General features: G+C 34.0%; 24 protein-coding genes. 18 read left to right on the top strand and 6 right to left on the bottom strand.

Features of this window, described 5'->3' with window-relative positions; all coding sequences use genetic code 11:
* Window positions 1–459: 459 nt before the first annotated feature.
* On the bottom strand, window positions 460–903 hold the full coding sequence (locus C4F50_RS03685) for a hypothetical protein (protein WP_193845069.1): 444 nt from the start codon (window positions 901–903) through the stop codon (window positions 460–462).
* A 176-nt stretch (window positions 904–1,079) separates the two neighbouring features.
* Window positions 1,080–2,444, bottom strand: coding sequence for a DEAD/DEAH box helicase (locus C4F50_RS03680; protein WP_193845068.1), 1,365 nt, complete (start codon window positions 2,442–2,444; stop codon window positions 1,080–1,082).
* Window positions 2,445–2,762: 318 nt separating this feature from the next.
* On the opposite strand from C4F50_RS03680, the gene C4F50_RS03675 reads away from it, so the two are divergent.
* Window positions 2,763–4,490 (top strand): M14 family metallopeptidase, encoded by a 1,728-nt coding sequence (locus C4F50_RS03675; RefSeq protein ID WP_193845067.1) that lies wholly within the window; start codon window positions 2,763–2,765, stop codon window positions 4,488–4,490.
* Window positions 4,491–4,644: 154 nt separating this feature from the next.
* Window positions 4,645–4,980: a cyclic-phosphate processing receiver domain-containing protein gene (locus tag C4F50_RS03670; RefSeq protein WP_193845066.1), complete on the top strand. Its 336-nt coding sequence runs from the start codon at window positions 4,645–4,647 to the stop codon at window positions 4,978–4,980.
* Window positions 4,981–6,121: 1,141 nt separating this feature from the next.
* Here C4F50_RS03670 and C4F50_RS03665 read toward each other — a convergent pair.
* On the bottom strand, window positions 6,122–6,541 hold the full coding sequence (locus tag C4F50_RS03665; protein ID WP_193845065.1) for a helix-turn-helix domain-containing protein: 420 nt from the start codon (window positions 6,539–6,541) through the stop codon (window positions 6,122–6,124).
* Window positions 6,542–6,973: 432 nt separating this feature from the next.
* On the opposite strand from C4F50_RS03665, the gene C4F50_RS03660 reads away from it, so the two are divergent.
* Complete coding sequence (locus tag C4F50_RS03660; RefSeq protein ID WP_193845064.1) at window positions 6,974–7,153, top strand: hypothetical protein; 180 nt, start codon at window positions 6,974–6,976, stop codon at window positions 7,151–7,153.
* A 2-nt stretch (window positions 7,154–7,155) separates the two neighbouring features.
* On the top strand, window positions 7,156–7,743 hold the full coding sequence (locus C4F50_RS03655; RefSeq protein ID WP_193845063.1) for a hypothetical protein: 588 nt from the start codon (window positions 7,156–7,158) through the stop codon (window positions 7,741–7,743).
* Window positions 7,744–7,876: 133 nt separating this feature from the next.
* Here the strand turns inward: C4F50_RS03655 and C4F50_RS03650 are convergent, their stop codons facing one another.
* A complete protein-coding gene (locus C4F50_RS03650) occupies window positions 7,877–8,479 on the bottom strand; it encodes an NUDIX hydrolase (RefSeq protein ID WP_193845062.1) in 603 nt (200 codons plus the stop codon).
* A 7-nt stretch (window positions 8,480–8,486) separates the two neighbouring features.
* Between C4F50_RS03650 and pyrE the strand changes: the two genes are divergently transcribed.
* The 3 genes from pyrE to C4F50_RS03635 all read left to right on the top strand — a co-directional run bounded on the left by pyrE (window position 8,487) and on the right by C4F50_RS03635 (window position 10,674).
* Window positions 8,487–9,131 (top strand): orotate phosphoribosyltransferase, encoded by a 645-nt coding sequence (gene pyrE / locus C4F50_RS03645; protein WP_193845061.1) that lies wholly within the window; start codon window positions 8,487–8,489, stop codon window positions 9,129–9,131.
* Between the two features lie 163 nt (window positions 9,132–9,294).
* Complete coding sequence (locus C4F50_RS03640; protein WP_193845060.1) at window positions 9,295–9,687, top strand: SRPBCC family protein; 393 nt, start codon at window positions 9,295–9,297, stop codon at window positions 9,685–9,687.
* Window positions 9,688–10,017: 330 nt separating this feature from the next.
* On the top strand, window positions 10,018–10,674 hold the full coding sequence (locus tag C4F50_RS03635; RefSeq protein ID WP_193845059.1) for a hypothetical protein: 657 nt from the start codon (window positions 10,018–10,020) through the stop codon (window positions 10,672–10,674).
* A gap of 126 nt (window positions 10,675–10,800) precedes the next feature.
* Here the strand turns inward: C4F50_RS03635 and C4F50_RS03630 are convergent, their stop codons facing one another.
* Window positions 10,801–11,529: a biotin--[acetyl-CoA-carboxylase] ligase gene (locus tag C4F50_RS03630; RefSeq protein ID WP_193845058.1), complete on the bottom strand. Its 729-nt coding sequence runs from the start codon at window positions 11,527–11,529 to the stop codon at window positions 10,801–10,803.
* A gap of 93 nt (window positions 11,530–11,622) precedes the next feature.
* On the opposite strand from C4F50_RS03630, the gene rsfS reads away from it, so the two are divergent.
* The 8 genes from rsfS to C4F50_RS03590 all read left to right on the top strand — a co-directional run bounded on the left by rsfS (window position 11,623) and on the right by C4F50_RS03590 (window position 18,382).
* Window positions 11,623–11,994, top strand: a complete 372-nt coding sequence (gene rsfS / locus C4F50_RS03625; protein ID WP_007809313.1) for a ribosome silencing factor — start codon at window positions 11,623–11,625, stop codon at window positions 11,992–11,994.
* A 15-nt stretch (window positions 11,995–12,009) separates the two neighbouring features.
* Complete coding sequence (ftsH, locus tag C4F50_RS03620) at window positions 12,010–13,935, top strand: ATP-dependent zinc metalloprotease FtsH (RefSeq protein WP_193845057.1); 1,926 nt, start codon at window positions 12,010–12,012, stop codon at window positions 13,933–13,935.
* A 116-nt stretch (window positions 13,936–14,051) separates the two neighbouring features.
* Window positions 14,052–14,657, top strand: a complete 606-nt coding sequence (locus tag C4F50_RS03615; RefSeq protein WP_193845056.1) for a lactate utilization protein B/C — start codon at window positions 14,052–14,054, stop codon at window positions 14,655–14,657.
* Between the two features lies 1 nt (window position 14,658).
* Window positions 14,659–15,549 carry a phosphatidate cytidylyltransferase gene (locus tag C4F50_RS03610; protein WP_193845055.1) on the top strand — a complete coding sequence of 297 codons (891 nt, stop codon included), beginning with the start codon at window positions 14,659–14,661 and terminating at the stop codon, window positions 15,547–15,549.
* On the top strand, window positions 15,539–16,192 hold the full coding sequence (locus C4F50_RS03605) for a phosphatidylserine decarboxylase family protein (RefSeq protein ID WP_193845054.1): 654 nt from the start codon (window positions 15,539–15,541) through the stop codon (window positions 16,190–16,192). The genes C4F50_RS03610 and C4F50_RS03605 overlap by 11 nt, the downstream gene beginning before the upstream one ends.
* A complete protein-coding gene (locus C4F50_RS03600; protein ID WP_193845053.1) occupies window positions 16,193–16,462 on the top strand; it encodes an acyl-CoA-binding protein in 270 nt (89 codons plus the stop codon).
* Between the two features lie 8 nt (window positions 16,463–16,470).
* Window positions 16,471–17,250, top strand: a complete 780-nt coding sequence (locus tag C4F50_RS03595) for a superoxide dismutase (protein WP_193845052.1) — start codon at window positions 16,471–16,473, stop codon at window positions 17,248–17,250.
* 70 nt (window positions 17,251–17,320) lie between these two features.
* Complete coding sequence (locus tag C4F50_RS03590) at window positions 17,321–18,382, top strand: glycoside hydrolase family 130 protein (RefSeq protein WP_193845051.1); 1,062 nt, start codon at window positions 17,321–17,323, stop codon at window positions 18,380–18,382.
* A gap of 64 nt (window positions 18,383–18,446) precedes the next feature.
* Here the strand turns inward: C4F50_RS03590 and C4F50_RS03585 are convergent, their stop codons facing one another.
* On the bottom strand, window positions 18,447–20,312 hold the full coding sequence (locus tag C4F50_RS03585) for an alpha-amylase family glycosyl hydrolase (RefSeq protein ID WP_193845838.1): 1,866 nt from the start codon (window positions 20,310–20,312) through the stop codon (window positions 18,447–18,449).
* A 282-nt stretch (window positions 20,313–20,594) separates the two neighbouring features.
* Here C4F50_RS03585 and C4F50_RS03580 point away from each other — a divergent pair, with 282 nt between their 5' ends.
* The 3 genes from C4F50_RS03580 to C4F50_RS03570 all read left to right on the top strand — a co-directional run bounded on the left by C4F50_RS03580 (window position 20,595) and on the right by C4F50_RS03570 (window position 25,239).
* The gene (locus C4F50_RS03580) at window positions 20,595–22,250 is read left to right on the top strand and encodes an OstA-like protein (RefSeq protein ID WP_228011947.1); all 1,656 of its coding nucleotides are present in this window, start codon (window positions 20,595–20,597) and stop codon (window positions 22,248–22,250) included.
* Between the two features lie 198 nt (window positions 22,251–22,448).
* Window positions 22,449–23,642, top strand: a complete 1,194-nt coding sequence (locus C4F50_RS03575; protein WP_193845050.1) for an aspartate aminotransferase family protein — start codon at window positions 22,449–22,451, stop codon at window positions 23,640–23,642.
* Window positions 23,643–23,844: 202 nt separating this feature from the next.
* Complete coding sequence (locus tag C4F50_RS03570; protein ID WP_193845049.1) at window positions 23,845–25,239, top strand: tetratricopeptide repeat protein; 1,395 nt, start codon at window positions 23,845–23,847, stop codon at window positions 25,237–25,239.
* The last annotated feature ends 1 nt before the right edge of the window (window position 25,240 follow it).

The raw sequence follows: 25,240 nt of genomic DNA, 5'->3' as shown, positions 1-25,240 counted from the left end.
TTTTAGATAAAGCTTTGCGGACTTTATTTTTAATTCTTAAAACTGTTTAACCGCAAAGAGCGCTAAGATTTACGCGAAGTCCGCAAAGTTTTTTAGACAAAGCTTTGCGGACTTTATTTTTAATTTCTAAAACTGTTTAACCGCAAAGAGCGCTAAGATTTACGCAAAGTCCGCGAAGTTTTTAGACAAAGCTTTGCGGACTTTATTTTTAATTTCTTAAAACTGTTTAACCGCAAAGAGCGCTAAGATTTACGCTAAGTCCGCAAAGTTTTTTAGACAAAGCTTTGCGGACTTTGCGCTTTTATTAAAACCTTACAAAGTAAAAACTTAGCGTGCTTTGCGTTTAAACTAAAGACAAAGTTTAAAGTTTCTAAAACACGAAAAACCTCAAAAACTTAAAACAAAAAAAAGGCTGTTCAAAATCTGAACAGCCTTTTTAAATTTATATTTTCCGTAAAATTATTTCTGGAATAATTTATTGATTTGATCTTTTACGAATGGCTCAGAAACGTTGTTTGTTGCAGCATCTCTTTCTTTACCAGAAACCATAAACTGAACTGTAGCTTTGTCTGGAACAACATTTCCAGTGTAGTGCAACCAAATGTAGTTGTTAGGTAACTCTAATTTGATATCGTACAACGGAGAAGCTGTAAATCCGCCCATAATAATGCTGTACAAAGAGTTATAAGCATTATCGATGTTCTTGAACGAAAATTTTCTCAAAGTCGAATCATCATCACTTTGAATAATTGTGTAATACACTGTGTATTCGTCTCCAATTTTCTGAATGTAATTGTTATTTACTTTTCCTAATTTTTCAACAGGAACAGTTTCTAGAACCTTAACCTGTGCAAACGAAACAAAACTAAAAAACAATGCAGCAAGAGTAATAATCTTTTTCATATGGTATTTGGGGTTTACAATTTTACGATCACAAAAAAACACAGAAATATTGAAAAAACAGCTATCAATTGATTATTTTTTTAACATAAATTTGTTAAACTTAGTTATCCAATTCCAAATAATTGAAATTCAGACAAATAACCAAAAAATCAAGTTTAAAATTTGTCTTACAAGTTCTAATATCTCTCTTTTTTATTGTCTTCTTCCTTTTTGATTACGTTACGGGCGATCTCGATTTTGAACTTCTTGCCTTTCATTTTTTCGTCTTTAATGTTTTTTAGCAGTTCTTTTACCTTATTGTGTTTTACAGCCGCAAACGAAACAAAATCTTTTACTTCAATTAGCCCCAAATCTTCTTTTTCTAATTTTCCTTTTTGAGAAAAGAAGCCCACGATATCAAATTTATTAAGCTTGGTTTTCTTTCCGCCGCTAATGTAAATAGTTTGAAATTGCGGCGGTTTTGGTAACGAAACGATTCCGTCAACATTCAAAACTTCCATTTCATAATCAATATAATCCAATTCTTTTTCACTTTCGTGAATGATAATATAGGCCGTTCCTGTTGCCTGCATACGTGCTGTACGACCATTACGATGCGTAAACTCGTCTTCTTTTAACGGCAGATGATAATGGATAACGTGTTTCATTTCCGGAATATCAAGTCCACGCGCAGCCAGATCGGTTGTGACCAAATAACTCACACTTCCGTTTCTAAACTGAATCAAGGCACGCTCCCGCTCTTCCTGATCCATTCCGCCGTGGTAATAAACCGAATAAATCCCTTTTTCGTTTAAAGTATCACTGATTCTCTCTGCTGCATCACGATGGTTACAGAAAATAATCGCCGATTCTGATTTTAAGGAACAAATAAGATTAAACAAACTTCCTAATTTATCTTTTGATGGAGAAACCACCATTTTCATCGAAAGATTTGTTTTTTCGTCTTCTTCTGGAATAAAATCTAAAACAGTCGGATTGATAACTCTTGTGTATTTCGGAATTTCAATATCTGAAGTTGCCGAAACCAAAACTCTTTTGTTTACTTTTTGTAATCGACCGATAATAAAAGACATCTGCTCATGAAAACCCAATTGCAGCGATTTGTCAAACTCGTCTAAAACCAGCGTCTGAATCTTATCTGTTCTAAAAGTTTCTCTGTCAATATGATCTGCAATTCTTCCTGGCGTTCCAATCAAAACCGCTGGCGGATTGCTTAGATTTTTAATTTCGGTATCTATAGAATGCCCGCCATAACAGATATTTACTTTATACTGCGTTCCCATTTTTTTCCAAACCTGCTCGATCTGCAGTCCTAGTTCACGTGAAGGAACCAAAATTAAACATTGTACAGAAAGGATTTCTGGCTGTAATAATTCTAATATTGGAAGCAAAAATGCCAATGTTTTTCCTGAACCGGTAGGAGAAAGCAGCAAAACATTGCTGTCGTTCAAAATAGCATCTTGTGCCATTTCCTGCATTTCGTTTAGACTCTCAATGCCTAAATTCGAAAGTATATTGTTAGAATGGTGTTTTTTATTCATTTTGCAAAAGTATACAATTTGTTTCAGGTTTTTGTTTGTTTCAGGTTTCAAGTTGAAATGAGAATAGAGCAACTTTGTCATTTTAAAGCAGGGAGCGCAAAGTTATTTTTAATATAGATTATTTTGACAAACACAAAGTTCGGAAAGCTTCGTGAACTCTATGTTTAATAAAACCTTTTAAAAAGCTTTGCGAACTTTGCGTAAACTTTTGCGCTCTTTGCGGTAAAAACACAGAAAGTATATCAACCTGAAACTTGAAACCTGAAACAAATAAAACAATAAAACTTTATATTTGACCTTTCTATTAAACCAAAAACCATGAAATTTTTCACATTCATCATTTTACTTTTCACCACCACAATTTTCGCTCAGGACAACAAAAAATACGATACGTTTTTCGAAAAAGGGAACGGAAATCAAGCGGCAGATTATTACGAAGCCATTCGCTATTTTAAGCTTTTGGCAAATGATTTCAAGACGATTCAGATCAAAGAAATGGGATTAACAGATTCTGGCGAACCTTTACATATGGTTACCTATAATCCTGATGGGGAATTTAATTTTGATAAAATTCAGAAAACCAAAGCGGTTCTTTTTGTCAATAACGGGATCCACGCCGGAGAACCTGACGGAATAGACGCCTCGATGCAGTTTTACAGAGATTTGGCAACAGGAAAAATGAAAGCACCCAAAAACACCGTTTTGGTTTGCATTCCGGTTTATAATATTGGAGGCGCGTTGAACAGAAATTCGACAACACGCGCCAATCAGGATGGACCAGAAGTTTACGGCTTTCGAGGAAATGCCAGAAACTACGATTTGAACCGTGACTTAATAAAATCAGATACCCGAAATACCAAAAGTTTTGTAGAAATTTTTCAAAAAATAAATGCCGACGTTTTTATTGATAATCACGTAAGCAACGGCTCCGATTATCAATACAAACTTACCTACATTATGACGCAGCATAATAAACTAGGAACAGTTTTGGGTAATTACATGAACGATGTTATGATGCCCGCTTTGGTAAAAGATCTGCAAAACAAAAAAATCGAAACAACGCCTTATGTAGATTCTTTTAAAGACACGCCAGACAAAGGTTTCGGACAATTTGTAGACAGTCCGCGATATACTACGGGTTATACTTCTTTGTTTAATACAATTGGTTTTGTGGTCGAAACACACATGCTGAAAAAATATGCAGAAAGGGTAAAGGTTACGTACGAATACATGAAATCGACTTTGGATTTTACCGATGCCAATTATCTAAAAATAAAAGAGCTTCGCCTAAAAAATCTGGAACAATATCAGCCAAAGAAAAAATATACTTTGCAATGGGAAATGGACAGCACAAAAGCCGCCAAATTTACCTTTCTAGGTTACGAAGCGGGTTACAAAAAAAGCGACGCTACAACAGGCAACCGCTTGTATTATGACCGCAGTAAACCGTACAAAAAAGAAGTTCCGTATATTAAAGAATTCAAATCGCAGAAAGAAGTTGTTATTCCGTCCGCTTATATCATTCCGCGTGGTTATTGGAATATTATTGATCTTTTAAAGAATAACAATATCTCATTTAGACAATTTAAAAACGATACAATTATAGAAGTTGAAAGCTATAAAATTGCCGATTTTAAAACCGTTTCCTCTGCTTACGAAGGACATTATCTGCATCGAAACACCACGATAACTTCTAAGATAGTTAAAACCGCTTTCGCGAAAGGAGATTATTATGTTCCAACCACTCAAAAGGGCGTAAAATATCTGCTGGAAGCTTTTGAACCAGAAGGTGTTGATTCCTTCTTTAATTGGAATTTCTTCGATCCTATTTTACAGCAAAAAGAACATTATTCGGATTATGTTTTTGAAGATTCTGCTGCAAAAATCCTTAAAGAAAATCCAACTCTAAAAGCTGAGTTTGAAACCAAAAAACAAAATGACCGCGAGTTTGCAAAAAACGCCGAAGCACAATTAAACTGGATTTATAAGAATTCTATCCATTATGAAAAGGCACATATGCAATATCCTGTTTATCGAGTTTTGTAGATTTTTTTAACCACAAAGAGCGCTAAGTTTTTTTTGCTTTTGATTGAGTTGAAAAAACGTTAAGATCGCAAAGCTTTACGCGTAGAACTTTGTCAAAATTTTAAACTTTGACAAAGTTGAACAAGATTTTAAACATTCTAATAATCAACAAATTATGTCATACAAACTTTTTCTAGACGATTTACGAGACGTTCCAATGGTTTATAAAAACCTGAATGACGAAGATTTTGTTATTGTTCGAAATTTTCACGATTTCAAAAAAGTAATTCTAGAAAAAGGTCTTCCGGAATTAATAAGTTTTGACAATGATTTGGGTTTGGATGAAAACGGACAAATCGCCGAAGACGGTTATGCATGCGCCAAATGGCTGGTTTACGATTCTGGGATAGATTTAAGAGATTTAAAATTCAATGTTCATTCTGCAAATCCTGTTGCGAGCAAGCAGATTCAGGGTTTACTTGATAATTATATTAAACATTTGAAAGGTTAAAAATCAAATTAAGATGATTAAAAATAGTATCAGGCGAGAAGTGTAACAGAAGAGTAAATATTCCGTAGGAATATCTCATCGGTAGCATAAAATTAATATCGTTTGCATTGTGTCCTGTAAGGACATCTGTTTACGGACATAATTACTCCGTTAATCAAACGTTCCTATGGAACGTATAAATCGTAATTTATTTTTTTTTTCTACCAATGAGACATTCCTACGGAATGAATTAAATAATAGCTTTGTCAATAGTGTGGATTTGCAATCCGCGCCCGCAAAGATTAGTTGAAACTATAATCAAATTAAGATGATTCAAAATAGTCTCGAGCGAGAAGTTTGCAATATGAAGAGTAAATATTCCGTAGGAATATCTCATCGGTAGCATAAAATTAATATCGTTTGCATTGTGTCCTGTAAGGACACCTGTTTACGGACATAATTACTCCGTTAATCAAACGTTCCTATGGAACGTATAAATCGTAATTTATTTTTTTTCTACCAATGAGACATTCCTACGGAATGAATTAAATAATAGCTTTGTCAATAGTGTGGATTTGCAATCCGCATCCGCACAGATTGGTTGAAACTCTAATCAAATAAGATAATTCAAAATAGTCTTGAGTGAGAAGTTTGTAACAGCAGAGTAAATATTCCGTAGGAATATCTCATCGTTTGCATTGTGTCCTGTAAGGACACCTGCTCTCACGAAATAACATATCTGATAATCACTCAAACGTTCCTATGGAACGTATAAACCGTAATTTATTTTTTTTCTACCAATGAGACATTCCTACGGAATGAATTTAACAATAGCTTTGTCCATAGTGTGGATTTGCAATCCGCATCCGCAAAGATTAGTTGAAACTCTAATCAAATATAAGATGATTCAAAATAGTAACGAGAGAGAAGTGTGTAACACAAGAGTAAATATTCCGTAGGAATATCTCATCGGTAGCATAAAATTAATATCGTTTTGTATTGTGTCCTGTAAGGACACCTGTTCCCTGCTAACGCGAGCGTCCCGCTCGTGCAAGCAAATAAGGCACGAGCGGGACGCTCGCGCCAGCGATAACGATAAATCAATAAAAAGCCCCAATAAAACAAATCGTTTTATTGGGGCTTTTATTTAATTTTATAAAGACTATTTATCCTTCAATATCTTTTCTAAAAACTCCACTTTTTCTTTTTCTGCCTGAACCAAACGTTCGTAAAGTTTTTTATTTTCTTCGTAAGCTTCGACTAATTTGTCGAGTGGATTAAAATTACAGGTATTATTGGTTCCGAAATTAGTCCCATGACTTCCACTATTATCGTAGAAATTATTAAAAAAGTTTATCGCAGCTTCGTCCGAAAAATTCTTTAAAGCTTCAAGACTTACTCCCAACGCTTTTGCAATTGGCGCAAGCTTTTCATCATCAATCGTTTCACTATTTTCTAATGCAGAAATGGTCTGCTGGCTTGTGCCCAAAGCTTGTGCTAAAGCTTCTTGTTTCATGTCTCTAAGTTCACGAATGCGGCTTATTTTTCGCCCGATATGGTTTGATCTTGTTAGTGTGCTCATAATTCAAAGATAATGGTAAGTGTAATAAAAAGCAATAGGTAAAAAACGCATTGTGCAAGGTACGATACAATCAAAATAATTTGTTTTATGCGGCGTTTGCTGTTTTCGAATTGCTCAACAAAAGTACGATTTTTGAGACATAAAGTAATTATTTTTTTGATTATGGAATTACTTTGCAGGGCTTCTCCCGAAGCTACGGGACGCTCAGCCTGACAAACGTAAAACAACAATATTTAATTTATTAAAATTGACATTGACATTGATATTGACATTTTAATTGACATTGATATTGAAATTGATATTGAAATTCACACTGACATTGACATTGACATTGATATTAACATTGACATTAATACTGGAATTTTAATTTTGAATTTTGATCAGAAATAATTTATATTTGAAATATCACTGACCCAAATTCAAAAACCTCAAATGATGCCAAAACAACTGCTTTCTTTTGTTTTTATTTTGATTTTTATTGCCTTTAAAAATGATACTAAAGAAAATAAGGAAACAACAACAGCTGCAATAGCCGAAAAAAATCTGGCTTTTCAGCCAATAACTCTTCAAGCAATAAAAAGCGAAATAGAAAAACCAAACAGATTTAATTAATAATGAAAAGAGTTTTTACCTATTTTTCCGTTTTATTTTCAATTTACAGCTTTTCGCAAACCAATGAAAATATTCCAACCAATAAAGAAATGGTCCAATTTCTGGAAAGCATAGACGTTTCTGGAAAAGAAATTAAAAAAATTGATCGTAAAATTATTTTATGGACCGATTATGATATTTATGGAGAACAGAATCTTAAAGTAGAAATAGGTTCGTTTATAAGCGGTATTTTAAGATATAAAACGCTGCAAAATTACTTTAAACCAGAAGATTTAAAATTTATTGAAAAACAATTTTTAAGTCAAAAAGATTCGGTCTGGCAGAAAAACGATTTTAAAAAACTCAACATAACAGGTCCAGCAGAAGAAAAGAAAATCGTTGAACACAGTAAAAAAGCCCAAAGAATGGGTTCCTACTATTCGTATTCTTTTTCGATGCCGCTTTTTTCGCTTGACAAAAAATATGCTCTTGTTACACAGCAGTTTTTCTGTGGCTTCATGTGTTCTGATCAATGTATTTACGTTTACGAACGCGATAGTCAATCCAATAATTGGAAAGCAATTTTCAGCTGGAATTGCTTTTCAACATAGTGGATTAAATTCAAAAAAATAAATTCCAAATTCCAACTTAAATTTCAAGTTCCAAATAAAAAATTCCAAATTCCAACTTTGTAAGCTTGATTTTAAAGTTGGAATTTGGAATTTTTATTGGAATCTGATTTTCCTAATATTGAATTTTCTTTTCTTCAAAAAGCAGCTTTATATTCTCATAAGAATTTGTCAGTGCTTCTTTGATTTGTTCTGGGTTTAGCCAAGCCACTTTTTCGATTCCTTCCTCTATTTGCCCGTGCGGTGTTCCTTCAAAATCAGAGAACATTTCGAACCAATGCGTGATTTTGAGTTTGTATTTTCCGTTGCGTTTAAAAATATGGTAGGTTTTTTCGAGTTTGTTACCTATCCTAAGCTGCCCGACACCTGTCTCCTCTTCCACTTCGCGCATAGCGGTGTCTTCAATTTCTTCACCTTTCTCTATACCGCCTTTAGGAAGATCCCATTTGCCGTTTCTAAAAATAAACAAAACTTCGCCATTCTTATTATACACTAAGCCTCCACCCGCTTTGTTTACAGGAATTTTGGCTTTTAGGGTCTTCATCATTTCACTTTCGTCAGGATGATATAGAATGGCTTTTTGAATTTTATTCTGAAACATTTTTATAATAAGATGCTCTATATCAATACTTTCTAACAAGAACAATTGAAAATCTGTTTCTTTCGAGATTTCATTTGTCAAAAAAAGTGGTTTGTCGTTTACAAAAACTTTATACATTTGTACTATGATTTTTAATAAAGATACTGCCGAAAAAACAGCCGAATTGCTTTTGCAAATAAATGCAATTAAATTGAATCCCGAAAATCCTTTTACATGGGCTTCTGGTTGGAAATCTCCTATTTATTGTGATAATAGGTTAATTCTTTCATTTCCGAGCATCAGAAATTATGTTCGTGATGAATTTGCTAAAAATATCGAAAAACAATTTGGAAAGCCTGATGTTATTGCCGGTGTTGCTACTGGAGCAATTGGAGTAGGAATTTTGGTTGCCGAAAGTTTGGGTCTTCCATTCGTATACGTGCGTCCGGAGCCAAAAAAACACGGAAGACAAAACCAAGTGGAAGGTTTTTTACAAAAAGGACAAAATGTTGTGGTTGTAGAAGATTTGATCAGTACTGGAAACAGCAGCTTAATGGCTGTTGAAGCACTTCGTAATGAAGGTGCTAATATAAAAGGTATGGCTGCTATTTTTACTTATGGTTTTGGTGTTGCTGAGGAAAATTTTAAAAATGCAAATATTAATTTATTTACTTTAAGCAACTACGAAAATTTATTAGACTTAGCCGTTCAAAAACAATACATCACAGAAGACCAGCAGTCTACCCTTCTTGAATGGAACGAAAGTCCGTCAACCTGGGGGCAGGAATAATTTTAGATTTTAGATTTTTAAAAATCGCTGCGCTCTTTTTGGAATTTGGTTCCGAAGCATCGAGATAAAAATTTGTAATTTTATTAAAGTTTTAGCTTTTTGAACCTTGTATATTAAAAAAATTTAGCGCATTTTGCAGTAAAAATAAAAAAATAAAAAAAATATGAACTTAGAAAGTCCAAAAGTTACTGTTCAGAAATCAGCACAGGATTTATTTGATCAACTGACTGATGTAAAGAATTTTGAAAAATTAATGCCGGATAATATCGCTAAATTTGAAGTGACTGGCGAAGACTCTTTTATTTTTGGATTGAAAGGCATGCCGGAAATCAAATTAAAAATGAAAGATAAAGTGGCTCCAAACAAAATTGTTTTAGGCGCTGCAAGTGATAAACTGCCTTTTACACTAGTTTCAAACATTGACAGTATCTCTGATTCTGAAAGTGCTGTTCAATTAGTTTTTGATGGTGAATTTAATGCCATGATGGGCATGATGATCAAAGGACCAATCAGCAAGTTTATCGAAACTTTAGCCAATAATATGCACAAGCTTTAATATTGATAAATTATAAATTGTGAATTATAAATAAGATGCCTGGCTTTTGCTGGGCATTTTTTTTTTCCACAGATTACAAAGATTTAAGGATTACTTTCTTTGGTTTAATTAATTCAAAAAGAAACCATTTGCAAATCATTTTAATGCTTTTAATCTTTGGCAAAAAAGTTTAGAACCTTTGTGTCTTCTTGGCAAAACCGCTGCTTGTCTGCAACTTTGAAACTTTAAAAACAGTTCATCCGTAAAAAATAACAATTCAGTCGAATAATTTATTTTGATCGAAAATTTTGAAGGAAGTTTGCCTCATCAACCCAAACAAACTAAACCAAAATGGAAGCAGCTATCAAAATCTTAATTTACATTCACGCATTTTTTGGCGGTATCGGATTAATTACTGGAATTGGAAGTATTGTCGTTAAAAAAGGCAGTAAATTACATAAACAAATGGGGAAATTATTTTCTGTCGGAATGTTAACTAGTTCACTAATCTCTATACCGATCTGCTGGATGCCCAACCATCAGAATGTATTTTTATTTCTTATCGCTCTTTTTACCGTTTATCTAGTAATTTCTGGAAACCGATTTTTGAGTTTCAAGTATAAAACCAAAGCCGATTTAACAGACAAACTGATTTCTGGAACAATGCTTTTCTTTTCGATAGTCATGATTTTACTTGGATTGTACTGCCAATTCAGCGGTATTACAAATGGAATTTTGTTTACATTCTTCGGCGGTTTCGGATTGTACATGACAGTTAAGGATTTTATATTCTTCAAAAATCTTGCTGAAACCAATAAAAAATGGCTTTCAAAACATATTGGAAAAATGATGGGAGCATTAATTGCTTCAATTACAGCTTATATTGTTGCAGGCTTAGGAATCGGAAATTTAATTGCCTGGATTACACCATCGATTATCGGAACTATTTATATTCTGTATTGGAACAGAAAAATTGAGCCGAAAAAAACGCTTCAAACTCCAGCATAATTGATAGTAAGACAATAAGCTTTTCTTTCGAAAGTGTAAAGGCGGGAAAAGTAAATTTATAGAAGTTTAAAAGTTTTTTTTAGTTGGAATAAATCAAAAAACATCTTTTCAAAACCTAAGAGCTTTTTAATAAAGCATCTTAACTTCTTTAATCTCAAACTCTGAAACAGTATCATCCTCTAGTAAAATTTGTATTTTTCCCTGCGGAGAAACCCCTTTAATGATTCCCATAAAATTTTGATTTTTTTTATTTTGAAAAGGCATGGGAACTCCTTTTTTAAATAACAAAGCAAAATATGCATCCCATAGAGTTTGAGAATCATTATTCCAAGCTTCTGTATTTTGCTGGAGTTTTGCAGCAACTGAAATAGTAAGATCTGTTTTATCAAAAACTTTCCCTGTTATTGCTGCCAAAGAAGAAGCTGTAGGAAATGCATCAAAATTGGTTTGGTTAACGTTCAAACCGATTCCGACAACTGACACGATTCTGCCATCGCTTTTGAGCGTATTTTCTATCAGTATGCCACCTATTTTTTTATTATATGACATAATGTCGTTTGGCCACTTAATAGACAATTCAGGAATATTTAAAGATTTCAATACCTCTATTACGCTTAAAGAGACTACAACACTAAGATTAAAAACATGTTCGGTATCAAACAAAAAATCTTTTACCAAAACACTCATAATTAAGTTTTTACCCGACTCAGACACCCACTTAGACCCCATCTGCCCTTTTCCTTTGATCTGATTTTCAGCCGTTACGACTGTAAAATTATCCAGTTCATCTTGGCTTGCCAATGCTTTTAAGAAATCATTTGTAGAATCTATGGCATCGAGTTTGATTAGTTTCATTACAATAATTTAAATATCTTAGTTTAATATTTTGTTAAGGTTCAAAAATAATCACAAAATTTGGTAACTTTACAAATTCATATAAAATAATTCATGGCGAAAAAGACTATTAATAATGATGTTCTACTGGCGAACATAATAAAAGGGATTGAGGAAGTAAAAGGAAATGATATCGATATTCTTGACTTAAGAGAAATTGATACTGCAGTGTGCGATTATTTCGTAATCTGCAACGGTAGCTCAAACACCCAAGTTAACGCCATCGTAAACTCAATTCAAAAAACAGTATCAAAAGACTTAAAAGATAAGCCTTGGCATGTAGAAGGAACTGATAACGCAGAGTGGGTTTTAATGGATTACGTACACATTGTAGTACATGTTTTCCAGAAACACATTCGCGAATATTACAACATCGAAAGCCTTTGGGGAGATGCCAAAATAACTACAATCGAGAACAAATACTAAAGAAACATTCATTAAATGGCTAAAGATAATAATCCAAATCCGAATAAATTTAAAATAAGTCCTTGGTTAATCTACACCGCAATACTTTTAGTTTTTTTATTTATAAGTTTTGCTACAGGAGGATCAAGCTTAAGCGAGCCTGCTCAATTAACTTCGTCAAATTTTAATACCCTCTTAGAAAAGGGACAAATTGAAAAAGTTATTGTTTACAACAAAGCAGAAGCTGAGGTATATTTAAATGCTGCCGCTCTTAAAGATCCGGCAAACAAAAAAGTTGCTCAAGATATTTTTAAACAGCCAAACAAAGGTCCTCATTTTACTTTGGAAATTGGTAATGATCAAATATTTCAGACTAAACTAGAAAAAGCAGTTACAGAAGGAAAATTAAAAGATTTTAACTTTCTTCAAAAAAACAACTGGAGCGATATTTTAATCAGCTTACTGCCTATCATCATTATTGTTGGTGTATGGATTTTCATTATGCGTAAAATGTCTGGCGGAGGCGCTGGAGGAGGCGGACAGATTTTTAATATCGGAAAATCTAAAGCTAAATTGTTTGATGAAAAAACAGACATTAAAACAACTTTTAAAGATGTTGCAGGTTTAGAAGGTGCTAAAGAAGAAATTCAGGAAATCGTTGAATTCCTTAAAAACCCAGAAAAATACACTAATCTTGGAGGTAAAATCCCAAAAGGTGCTTTACTTGTAGGTCCTCCGGGAACTGGTAAAACTTTACTAGCAAAAGCTGTTGCCGGTGAAGCTCAGGTACCATTCTTCTCGTTATCTGGTTCAGATTTCGTTGAGATGTTTGTTGGAGTTGGTGCGTCTCGTGTACGTGACTTATTTAAACAAGCAAAAGAAAAATCTCCTGCTATCATATTTATCGATGAAATTGATGCTGTTGGTAGAGCAAGAGGAAAAAGCAATATGTCTGGCGGAAACGACGAAAGAGAAAATACTTTGAACCAATTACTAACAGAAATGGATGGTTTTGGTACAAACTCAAATGTAATTGTGTTAGCTGCAACAAACAGAGCTGATGTATTAGACAAAGCTTTAATGCGTGCAGGACGTTTTGACAGACAAATTTTTGTTGACTTACCAGATATTCGCGAACGTGCTGAAATTTTCCAAGTTCACCTTAAACCAATTAAAAAAGTAGAAGGTCTTGATTTAGATTTCTTAGCAAAACAAACTCCAGGTTTCTCTGGTGCTGATATTGCTAACGTTTGTAACGAAGCTGCTTTGATTGCTGCCAGAAACAATAAACCAGCAGTAGACAGACAGGATTTCTTAGATGCTGTTGACAGAATTATTGGCGGTCTTGAAAAGAAAAACAAAATTATAACTCCAGAAGAAAAAAGAGCAATTGCAATACACGAAGCGGGTCACGCAACGGTAAGCTGGATGCTGGAACATGCTGCACCGCTTATTAAAGTTACTATTGTTCCTCGTGGTCAAAGTTTAGGAGCTGCTTGGTATCTGCCAGAAGAAAGACAAATCGTAAGAACAGATCAAATGTTAGACGAAATGTGTGCTACTATGGGCGGAAGAGCTGCAGAGAAAGTTACTTTTGACAGAATTTCTACTGGTGCATTAAGCGACTTAGAAAAAGTAACACGTCAGGCTCGTGCTATGGTAACGATCTACGGATTGAACGATAAAATTGGTAACGTTACGTATTACGATTCTACAGGACAAAGCGAATATAACTTCTCTAAACCTTATTCTGATGAAACTGCAAAAATCATTGATGCCGAAATTTCAGAATTAATCGAGGGTCAATACCAAAGAGCGATTCAAATTTTAGAAGAAAACAAAGATAAACTAAACCAACTTGCTGATATTCTGATTGAAAAAGAAGTAATATTCAAAGATGATTTAGAAAACATTTTCGGAAAACGCACTTTTGACAAAAATTTAGAAGAAGTAGTTTCATAAAAAATTACGAAATACGTAATAATTTTTCAAAATCTTAATTCAAAACACCCTTTTGAATTAAGATTTTTTTATCTTTGAACGGTTTCAATTAACATGTAAAGTATTTCATATAAAAAATGAATTTTTTCAAAAAAATATTTGGTTCCAGCGAATCCGCTTCTGACGAAGAACATGAAAGCGAATATGCAGGAACTTCTGGTCAGAATAGTCATTTATCTTTGGATGAACAATTCATTTTTAATTTCAAAAAAAATGGAGGGAAATTTCTGTATTGTGAAAATACTCAGGAAGTAGCTGAACAGTTTGAAAACATACTGGAAGAAAATGACTGGTTCGAAAATGAAGTTTTGTGCTACGAATCGGCATTGTTTCATTTATTAGAAGAAAACAAACTTTTTTATATTGCGCCTACCAGACCTAAATTTTTATTGGCAAGCTGTGAAAACTTAATTGCTGACGAAGGTTCCATTTTATTTTCATCAAAACAAATCAGACAAAACAAACCAAACGATCTGCCTGCAAATATTGTAATTATAGCAACCACAAGCCAAATCCTGCCTATGAAAAGCGACGGATTAAGCGCTATAAAACGCAAATATGAAAGAGACTATCCAACCAATATCACTACAATAAAATATTTCGAAAAAGCAAAAGAAGAAGATTTTACACAATACGGAAGTGTTGCCAAAAATCTATATTTGTTGCTTTTAGAAGATCTTTAAGATGAACGAAACACTGAAGAGAACCATTTCTGGTGCTGTTTATATCGCTTTGTTATTAACTTCGATATTGTTTTCTACTGAAAGCTTCATTATTCTTTTTGGTATTTTTTTAATCATTACCATTTATGAATTTTGCAATATTGTAAACCTTAATAAAGTTTTTTCTATCCTTTTTGGGACACTGGTGTATTCAAGTACAATCTTAGTCAGCCATTACAATAAACAAACGGCAAAATTTATAAACGAGACATTTCAAACTGATATAAGTTTAGAAACCAATATTAAGCAGCTTGACTTAATACTGCTGGCTATCACTATTGTGGTTTCTATTAAATGCATCTTGTTTTTATTTTATGATTCTGTTCAAAAAATCAGTACTTCTTCAAAATACTTATACTTACTAGGATACATTACACTTCCTTTCATTTTTATTGTAAAAATTTCCTTTGGAACCAATGATTACAACCCTAAAATTATTCTAGGCCTGTTTATTTTGATCTGGACCAATGATACTTTTGCTTATTTAGTTGGAAAATCTATAGGAAAACACAAATTATTTGAACGTGTATCTCCTAAAAAAACCATTGAAGGGTTTGTTGGCGGCGCTGTTTTTGCAGCTTTTGCAGGATTTTTGATTTCAAAATTTTACATTCAGCCCAAACCAGAGTTTAGCAGCATGTCTATTACAATCTGGACTACAATAGCTGTAATTGTGAGCATTTTTGGAACAATTGGAGATTTAATAGAATCCAAATTTAAGCGTATTGCCGGAGTTAAAGACAGCGGCTCGATAATGCCCGGCCACGGAGGCATCTTAGATCGATTAGATAGTGTTATATTTGTAGCACCCATTATATTTTTATTTTATCAAATTTTATACTATGTTTCATAAAGAAGGAGGCCCGTCCATTTTATTAGGTACAAGTTTTACAGTAGCTGTACTCTTAATTGCTGATCGATTTATTGATATCTATTGGCTTAGAATGCTTATTCAAATTGCAGCAGTTGTAATTTTGATTATTATTTTACAATTCTTTAGAAACCCTAAAAGAATTGCGGTAAGAAACAATGATCATATCCTTGCGCCGGTTGATGGAAAAGTGGTGGTTATTGAAGAAGTTTATGAAGGAGAATATTTTAAAGATAAGCGCTTACAGGTATCTATTTTTATGTCACCGATCAATGTTCACGTAACGCGTTATGCTATGGACGGTATCATTAAATTCAGCAAATACCATCCTGGAAAGTTTTTGGTTGCCTGGCATCCAAAAGCAAGCGAAGAAAATGAAAGAACTACAGTAGTTATCGAAAATGAAACTTTTGGTGCTGTTTTATACAGACAAATTGCTGGTGCTTTGGCGCGTAGAATTGTAAATTACGCTAAAGAAGGAATGCAGGTTGTTCAGGGAACTGATGCTGGTTTTATTAAATTTGGATCAAGAGTAGATTTATTTTTACCTTTAGGTACACCAATTAATGTTGAATTAAATCAAAAAGCGATTGGCGGAAAAACAATAATTGCTACTAAAGCATAAATGACTAAAAAAGATTTAGATATTCGTTTTGCAGAGGCTGTAGAAACTGCTTTGACAATGACACAAGCCTCACTGCCGCAAGATGTGCAGCTAAGACTTTATGCATTTTACAAACAGGCAACTTTTGGTACTGCTGTATACAATCAATCTGAAAATTTTGATTTAAGAGATGCTTTTAAAACCAATGCTTGGATGCAGATTAGTCATATTTCTATTGATGAGGCAAAAGAAAACTATATTGAAATCATCAATTCATTAACATCAAAATAAATAACATTATGAAGAAATACGTTGTTCTCTTTAGCATCTTAACTTCATTTTTACTATTATTTTCTTGTAAAGAGGATAAGCTGATTGAAGTTGTAGAAGTACCGCTCCCAACTAAGGAAGAAAAAATAACTATTGGTTCGCCCAATGATGTTAAAGCCGATCCTGGTTCTTTTGAAATTACAAAATTACCATTTGGCTATGATGCACTTGCTCCTGCAATACGATCACTGACTTTAGAAACACATTATTCTAAACATTATTTATCGTATACCAATAATTTTAATAAAGAGATCCTGTCTACAGAGTTTGAAAATATGCCGATAGAGAATATTTTGAAAAAAATAGATTTGAGCAATGCCAAACTTCGCCAGAATGCAGGCGGTTATTACAACCATACTCTTTATTTTAATATTCTGACACCAAAAGAGCAGACTCCAAAAGACACACTTTCTGGATCGATTAATAAAGAATTCGGTTCTTTTAATAACCTTACCAATCAGTTTAAAGCTCAGGCAGAAAAACAGTTTGGTTCGGGATGGGTTTGGCTGGTTGTTGATCGATACGGCAAACTGCAGATCACAACAACAGAAAATCAGGACAATCCGTTGATGAAAAACGCGTTGATTCCTGGAACGCCAATCATGGGAATCGATCTTTGGGAACATGCTTATTACCTAGACTATCAAAACAGAAAAGGCAGTTATATTGACGCTTTTTATGAACATATCAATTGGGAAAAAGTAAACGAATATTACGTCGAAGCGCTCAAAAAGGTTAAAAAAGTATAAAACAAAAAAGCTGATATAGAATTCTGTATCAGCTTTTTTTTATACCTTAAGTATTTATAATTATATAGATATGAAAGACATAGCAAATCGTTTTATACAAAATCCACTTTTATCACCTGCCGATTTACCCCCCAGCCGAGAAGGTTTAGAAATCACTTGTTTATTAAACCCTGGTGTTTTTCGATTTCAAGATAAAATCTGGCTGGCTGTAAGGGTTGCCGAGAGACCTAAGCAAATTGAAAATATTATTTCATTTCCTGTCTTAACAGAAACGGGCGCAATTCAAATTATCGAAATTCTAAAAAACCACCCAGAACTCATTGCAACAGACGCCCGCGTAATTAATTATCAAGGACTTGACTATTTAACTACTTTATCTCATATTAGATTATTATGCAGTGAAGACGGACGTCATTTTTATGAGCCAGAAGATTATCCGCATTTGGTTGGAGAGGGTATATTAGAATCTTTTGGAATTGAAGATTGTCGTGTTTCGTTAATTGAAGGAAAATATTACCTCACCTTTACTTCAGTATCTGACAACGGTGTTGGTGTCGGTTTAAGAACTACGACAGATTGGAAAAGTTTTGAAAAGCACGGAATGATATTTCCTGCTCACAATAAAGATTGTGCCATTTTTGAAGAAAAAGTAAATGGTTTGTTTTATGCACTGCATCGTCCGAGCAGCGTTGATCTAGGCGGTAATTATATCTGGATCGCTTCATCTCCAGACGGTATTCATTGGGGAAATCATAAATGTATCGTCAAAACCCGAAAAAATCTTTGGGACAGCAAACGTGTTGGCGCAGGTGCAGCACCGATTAAAACTGAAAAAGGCTGGCTGGAAATTTATCATGGAGCAAATGAAGCACATCAATATTGTCTGGGCGCTTTTTTAATGGATCTTAATGATCCTTCAAAAGTTATTTCGAGAACAATAGACCCGATTATGTTCCCGAAAACCGATTACGAATTGAGCGGCTTTTTTGGAAATGTTGTTTTCACAAATGGCCATATTATAGAACCAGACGGAGATACTTTGACCATTTATTACGGAGCTTCTGATGAATTTGTCTGCGGCGCTTCGTTTTCTATCAAAGAGATACTTTCCCTTTTTAAAGATATCCAATAAAAAAACTTGTTTGGAAAATACTCTTTCTAAACAAGTTCTTTTTAAAATTTTAATGTAGAATAATTTAATTCACTTCATAAATAAAAGATTCAGAAGGAGCTATTTTAACTTGTGCCGTTCCTTCTCCATTCTTTACATACAAATATGTTTTACTTTTTAAATAAATCTGATCTACTAAAACATACGACCCATCTTTTAAATTCCACTTTGAAATAACGTCGGCAGGAATTTTTAATTCAAATTCACTTGTTTTATCAGAAGAAAAATTGACAGCAACAATTAATTTTTGTTTTCCAGACCAGCGGACGTAAGAATAAATTAAACCATCATAACCCGAAGTATTTTGCCTGTTAACAGATTGGATTTCCTGAAAACTTCCCATTAAAGCATCACTTTTTATGGTAAAATTTAACAAACGCTTATAGAAATCACGAAGCTGTCTTTCTGATTCAGAAAGTTTTTCGCTGTCAAATTTCCCGTCATTCATCCAGCGCTGGTGATTTGGAACTCCGATATAATCAAAAATAGAAGTTCTGGAACGTTTTCCAAAACCAGCATCTTCATTTCCGGCCTCTCCTACTTCTTGTCCAAAATAAATCATTGTTGGCGAAGTGCTTAGTGTAGCCGAAACCACCATCAAGGGTTTACCTCTTTCTGGAGTTCCTGCAAATGCAGCAGAAGCCAGACGCTGTTCGTCATGATTGTCCAAAAAATGAAGCATGTGGTGTTCGATATCAGTCATTCTGTTTTGAATGGCATTTAACTCATCAGGCAAAGATTTCCCTTGAATAATATCTTTCAGTTTGTCATACGTTTCTACTTTATCATACAAATAATCCATTTTTCCTAAACGAATATAATTTCTGTATTCATTAGGATTATAGACTTCTGCAAGCAAAAAGGCATTTGGATTTTTCATTTTGATGGAAGAATTCATAAAACTCCAAAATTCATACGGAACCATTTCTGCCATATCATAACGAAAACCGTCCACACCTTTTGCAGTCCAATACAAGGCAATATCTCTAAATTTCTTCCAAGAATCAGGAACATCTTTATCCTGCCAGAAGGCAAAGTGTTCTTGAGTCGATTTTTGATCAAAACCAGGCGGAAGCTCTGGAAAATCTTTTGATCCATCGGGGCGAATACCATAATTTACTTTTACAGTTTCGTACCAGTCATTTTGATCTGGTTTTGCTTTGCGCGAACCATTTCCCGTCCATTTCGCAGGATTTTCATCAAATTTACCATCAACCAATGGATTTTTTTCTCCATTTAATGGAAGATCTCCATCAGGAATTTCAAAATGCTGGTTCGGTATATAATAAAAATTGTTGTCTCTTTTATATTCAACTGTAACATCATCAGAAGCTCCAAAATCTTTTACTCCTGCCGGATTTGATTTCCCTTCGTATTTTCGTGCAATATGATTGGGAACTATATCAATAATCACTTTTAAACCCGCTTTATGTGTTCGAGAGATCAATGCTTCAAATTCCTGTAGTCTATTTGCTGGATTTTCTGCCAGATCAGGATTTACATTATAATAATCTTTTACCGCATACGGCGAACCTGCACGGCCTTTTACTACTTCTGGATCATCATTTGAAATTCCGAATGCGGTGTAATCTCGAACCAATGCGTGATGAGGCACACCAGTATACCAAATATAATTGACTCCTAAATCTTTAATTTCAAAAAGTGCCTTATCTGTAAAGTCACTAAATTTACCTACACCATTTTCTTCTATAGTTCCCCAAGGTTTGTTTGTGGTGTTTTTATTCCCAAACAGCCGCGTAAAAACTTGATAAACTACTACTTTTTTATCCTGAGAATGACTCTTTTCACTCATTTTTAAATCCTTTGTTTTACACGCTGAAAATAATAGCATTGAAGCAATTCCAACTGTAAAAAATCTTTTACTTATCATAAAATCAATTAATAAACTTATTTTGACTCTAATTTTACCATTCAGTAACAGTAAAATCATTTTCTAAATTTAACCTATTTTTTACAATGACATGCGGTAAGCTTTTGTTTTAACCTTTTTTAAGAAAGAAAACCGTAACTACAACGTGGGAGTTAAGCATTTTGTTGAAAAATAAAAGCTTAAGATTTCTCGCATAGCGAATGTTAATTATGAATTATAAATTAATGCTAATATCCCTTACAGTTGTATCCTTTTTCATAAATTTGACAAAAATTTAATCACTTGAAGAAATCACTCTTTTTTATATCTTTTTTACTGCTTTTTTTAAGCGTTCAATTTCTTGCTGCGCAGGCAAAAAAAACAGCTCCAAAACAGATTCATATAGAACATGCCGATAATTTTGAACGTAACGAGCCTTTGGTGCCTGGAGCGGTTCTTTTGAGCGGAAATGTAAAAATTGATCATGACGGAGTCGTTTTGACTTGTAATAAGGCTTATGTTTTTGAAGGAGAAAATTATTTAAAAGCTTTCGGAAATGTACAATTAGTGCAAGGCGATACTCTATTCTTAAATAGTAAATATGCCGAATACAGTGGGAATTTAAAACAAGCTTTTGCAACCGGAGATGCTGTAATGACTTCTCCAGATGCTACTCTGCAAACTGACACGATCCATTTTGATCGAAATATCCAGCAGGCTTTTTACAATACCAAAGGTACGATCATCAATAAAGACAATACTTTAGTAAGTAAATCGGGAAGGTATTTTGCAAATGAGAAAAAATTTCAATTTCTTACCGAAGTTACGATCACCAATCCGAAATATGTTATAAAATCCAATCATTTGGATTATTACAGTAATTCGGGTCATACTTATTTGTTTGGACCTTCAACTATTACAAGCAAAGCCAATTATATTTATACCGAAAAAGGTTTTTATGATACGAAGAAAAATCTAGCGCATTTTCTGAGGAAATCGTACATAAAATACGATGACCGAAGGATCGAAGGCGACAGTTTATTTTACAATCGAAATACCGAATTTGCATCGGCTACGCGAAATGTAAAAGTTACAGATTCTGTTAACCGCGGTGTGGTAAAAGGACATTATGCGGAGCTTTACAAACTTAAAGATTCGATGTTTGTAACTAAAAGAGCTGTGGCGATTAATCTGGTTGAGAACGATTCGGTTTACATTCACGGACAAAAATTAATGGTTACCGGAAAAGAAGGCGAAAGAATTTTAAGAGCTTTTAAAAATGTTCGTTTTTATAAAACAGACATGAGCGGTAAATGCGATTCTATTCACTCAAACTCCAAATCGGCTCTGACAAAATTGATCGGAAATCCGATTTTATGGAATGGAGAAAGCCAGATTACCGGCGATTTAATGCATTTGATTGGCGATAATAAAACTAGAAAAATAGATTCGCTCAAAGTAATAAACAATACTTTTCTTCTCTCTAAAGATACTCTGGGAACCGGCTTTAATCAGGTAAAAGGACTTAATCTCTTTGGGAAATTCCGGGATGGAAAATTACATGATGTTGATGTGGTCAAAAACACCGAGGTGATTTATTATATGCGTAATGATGCCAACGAACTTATCGGTATTAATAAAAACGTCAGCAGTAAAATTACAATGATTTTGGAAGACAATCAATTGCAAGACATTACTTTTTATAATAAAGTAGATGGAGATATTTTCCCTGAAGATGAACTGCCCGAAAATGCAAGAAGACTAAAAGGCATGAAATGGCGTGGTGACGAAAGAATAATGTCTAAGGATGATATTTTTACAAAAGAAGAAAATGAGCTCAACGATAAATTCATTGAAGAAGGTAAAAAAGAAGCCGCAAAAGAAAATACCCCGATGAAAGTCAGGAAAGAAACCTTGAATTACGACAAGAAGGCGCCTGCTCCTAAGAGCAAGAAATAGTGTTCGGTTTTAGTTTTAGTGTTCAGTCCAATAAATAGGAATTTAACTTAAGCCTAATATTAAAAATCCAGAACCTGATTATCTTTGAATTTCAGCACCTTTTTTACTTTTAAAACTCAAAAAATCTTAGAACCTTAGTTGCTTTGAACCTAAAAAAATAGAACCTTAGTACCTTTGTCACTTTGAACCTTTAAAAAAATGAATCCAGATTTTATAAAATATCAGGCACAAACTTCTCCTTATCCATTAGGAATGGAAGTTTCCCACGCCATTGGCTCTTATATTTACGACACAAACGATAAAAAATATTTAGATTTTGTAGCCGGAGTTTCGGCTTGTACGCTGGGACATCAGCATCCGAGAGTAAACCAGGCGATAAAAGATCAGTTGGACAAATATTCTCACGTAATGGTTTACGGAGAATATTCGCAGAGTCCAGCTGTTGAGTATTGCAAACTTATGGCTTCACTCCTGCCCGAATCTTTGAATAAAACGTATTTGGTAAATTCTGGTACAGAAGCCATAGAAGGCGCTCTTAAACTCGCCAAGAGAACTACAGGAAGAAGCCAGCTTATTTCCTGTCATAACGCCTATCATGGCAACACCATGGGATCAATGAGTGTTATGGGATTTGAAGAACGCAAACAAGCTTTTAGACCCTTACTTCCTGATGTTGATTTTATCACTTTTAATAACGAAGAAGATTTACAGAAAATAACCACCCGAACAGCTGCAATTCTTCTGGAAACGATTCAGGGAGGTGCAGGTTTTATACAGCCCGAAAACAACTTTCTTCAAAAAGTACGCAAACGCTGCGACGAAGTTGGAGCCCTAATGATTGTAGACGAAATCCAGCCTGGATTTGGAAGAACAGGAAAACTATTTGGTTTTCAGAATTATGATGTTGTTCCCGATATCGTGGTTATGGGAAAAGGAATGGGAGGCGGTATGCCGGTTGGTGCTTTTACAGCTGCTGCAGAGAAAATGGATCTTTTGACCGAAAATCCAAAACTGGGTCACATTACCACTTTTGGAGGCCACCCTGTCATTGCGTCAGCCTGCCTGGCGACTTTGCAAGAATTAACTGAAACAAATTTAATGACAGAAGCAATCGAAAAGGAAAAGCTCTTTAGATCGCTTTTGGTACATCCTTTGATTACAGAAGTAAGAGGAAAGGGATTAATGCTGGCTGCCATGACAGAATCGGCTGCAATTACAAATGAAGTAATCTTAACCTGCCAAGATAAAGGGCTAATATTGTTCTGGCTTTTATTTGAAGGATGCGCTATTAGAATTACGCCTCCGTTAACTATTTCCGAAGAAGAAATAAAAGAAGGCTGCGCTATTATTTTGGAAGTAATGGATGATATAATGAAAAGGAATTCAAATTAAAATTTAATAAGTCACTGCATTTTGGCTTACACAAAAAATAAAAAGAAGTTAATCACTTGTAAATAAGAGAGATTTCTTCCCAAAACAGAATAAAAAACGCTATATATTGTTAATTAAATTGTTCAAAACAATTAATTCTCTTTCCTTACAGCACTATATGGTTGCCTAATTTTATAATAGGCTAATTTCAAAAACACGAAGTATGCAATTAAGCAACGAAGAAGAAGATTATAACCTATCCCTATCCAAATTTGAGTCTATGTTAAAAACTAACAAAGTGCTCTTTTTTGATTCTGAAGAATTCGAAGAAATCATTCTTCATTATCTGGATATAGGCAAGGCTAATTTAGCAAAGAAGGCCTTAAAATTGGCTCTAGACCAACATCCAAAATCTACAGGCTTAAAATTAGTACAAGTAGAAATGCTGGTTTATGATGATAAACTCGACATCGCCGAAAAGCTTTTGAACGAGTTGTATGCAATTGAACCTAATAATGAGGAAATCTACATTCAAAAAGCCAATATCTGTTCTAAAAGAGACCAGCACGAAAAAGCTGTAGAATTGCTGAAAATCGCACTGCAGTATACAGACGATTATGCCGATGTTTACAACTTAATTGGTATGGAGTATCTCTTTATGGATAATCTTGAAATGGCAAAAGAGAACTTTATAAAATGCCTTGAAGAAGATTTAGAAGACCAATCTGCACTTTATAACGTGGTGTATTGTTTTGAGTTTTTAGATCAAAATCATGATGCGATTGCTTATCTTAATCAATACATTGACAGAAATCCGTATAGTGAAATCGCCTGGCATCAGCTGGGACGTCTCCATTACGGGGTAAAAGAATATGAAGAAGCGATTCGCGCCTTTGATTATGCTACACTTATTGATGACGAATTTTTAGGCGCTTTTATGGAAAAAGCAAAAGCGTACGAACGTCTAAAAAAATATGAGGAAGCAATCGAAAGCTACAATAGAACCATCGAACTTGACGATGCGACTTCTTATGCTTTGTTACGAATTGGAAAATGTTATGAAAAGCTTGGAAATTTAGCGAAAGCGATTCAATACTATAACCAAACTGTTCATGAAGATCCGCTTTTAGATAAAGGCTGGATTGCTATTACCGATTTTCATCTTCGCCAGAAAAACTATCAGAAAGCATTATTCTTTGTAAATAAAGCTTTGGCAATAGACAATCAAAATCGTTTGTATTGGAAAAGATATGCAACGATCAATAAGCAGATGAACTTTTTTGAAGAAGCTGAATTTGGATACAGAAAAGCAGTTGAATTTGGAGATTACGGTTTAGATACTTGGTTGTACTGGGTAGATATCCTGCAGTTTTTAGGCGAATTTGAAAGCGCAATTCAAACCCTGCTTCAAGCTACCGAATATTTTCCAGAAGAAAATGAAATCGAATACCGTCTGGCTGGACTGTATTTTATGATTCAAGACAATACAAAAGCAAAATTTCATTTAAGCAATGGCTTACGTTTAAATTTTGAAAATTATATTTTGATCGAAGATTTATTCCCCGTAGTCTGGTCAAAAAAAATGGTAAAAAATTATATCGAAAAACACCGCAAATAAA

This window comes from Flavobacterium hungaricum (genome assembly GCF_015182285.1).
Taxonomy (GTDB): Bacteria; Bacteroidota; Bacteroidia; order Flavobacteriales; family Flavobacteriaceae; genus Flavobacterium; species Flavobacterium hungaricum.
The sequence above is the reverse complement of the archived record's forward strand: the minus strand, read 5'-3'. Positions and strand labels throughout refer to the sequence as shown.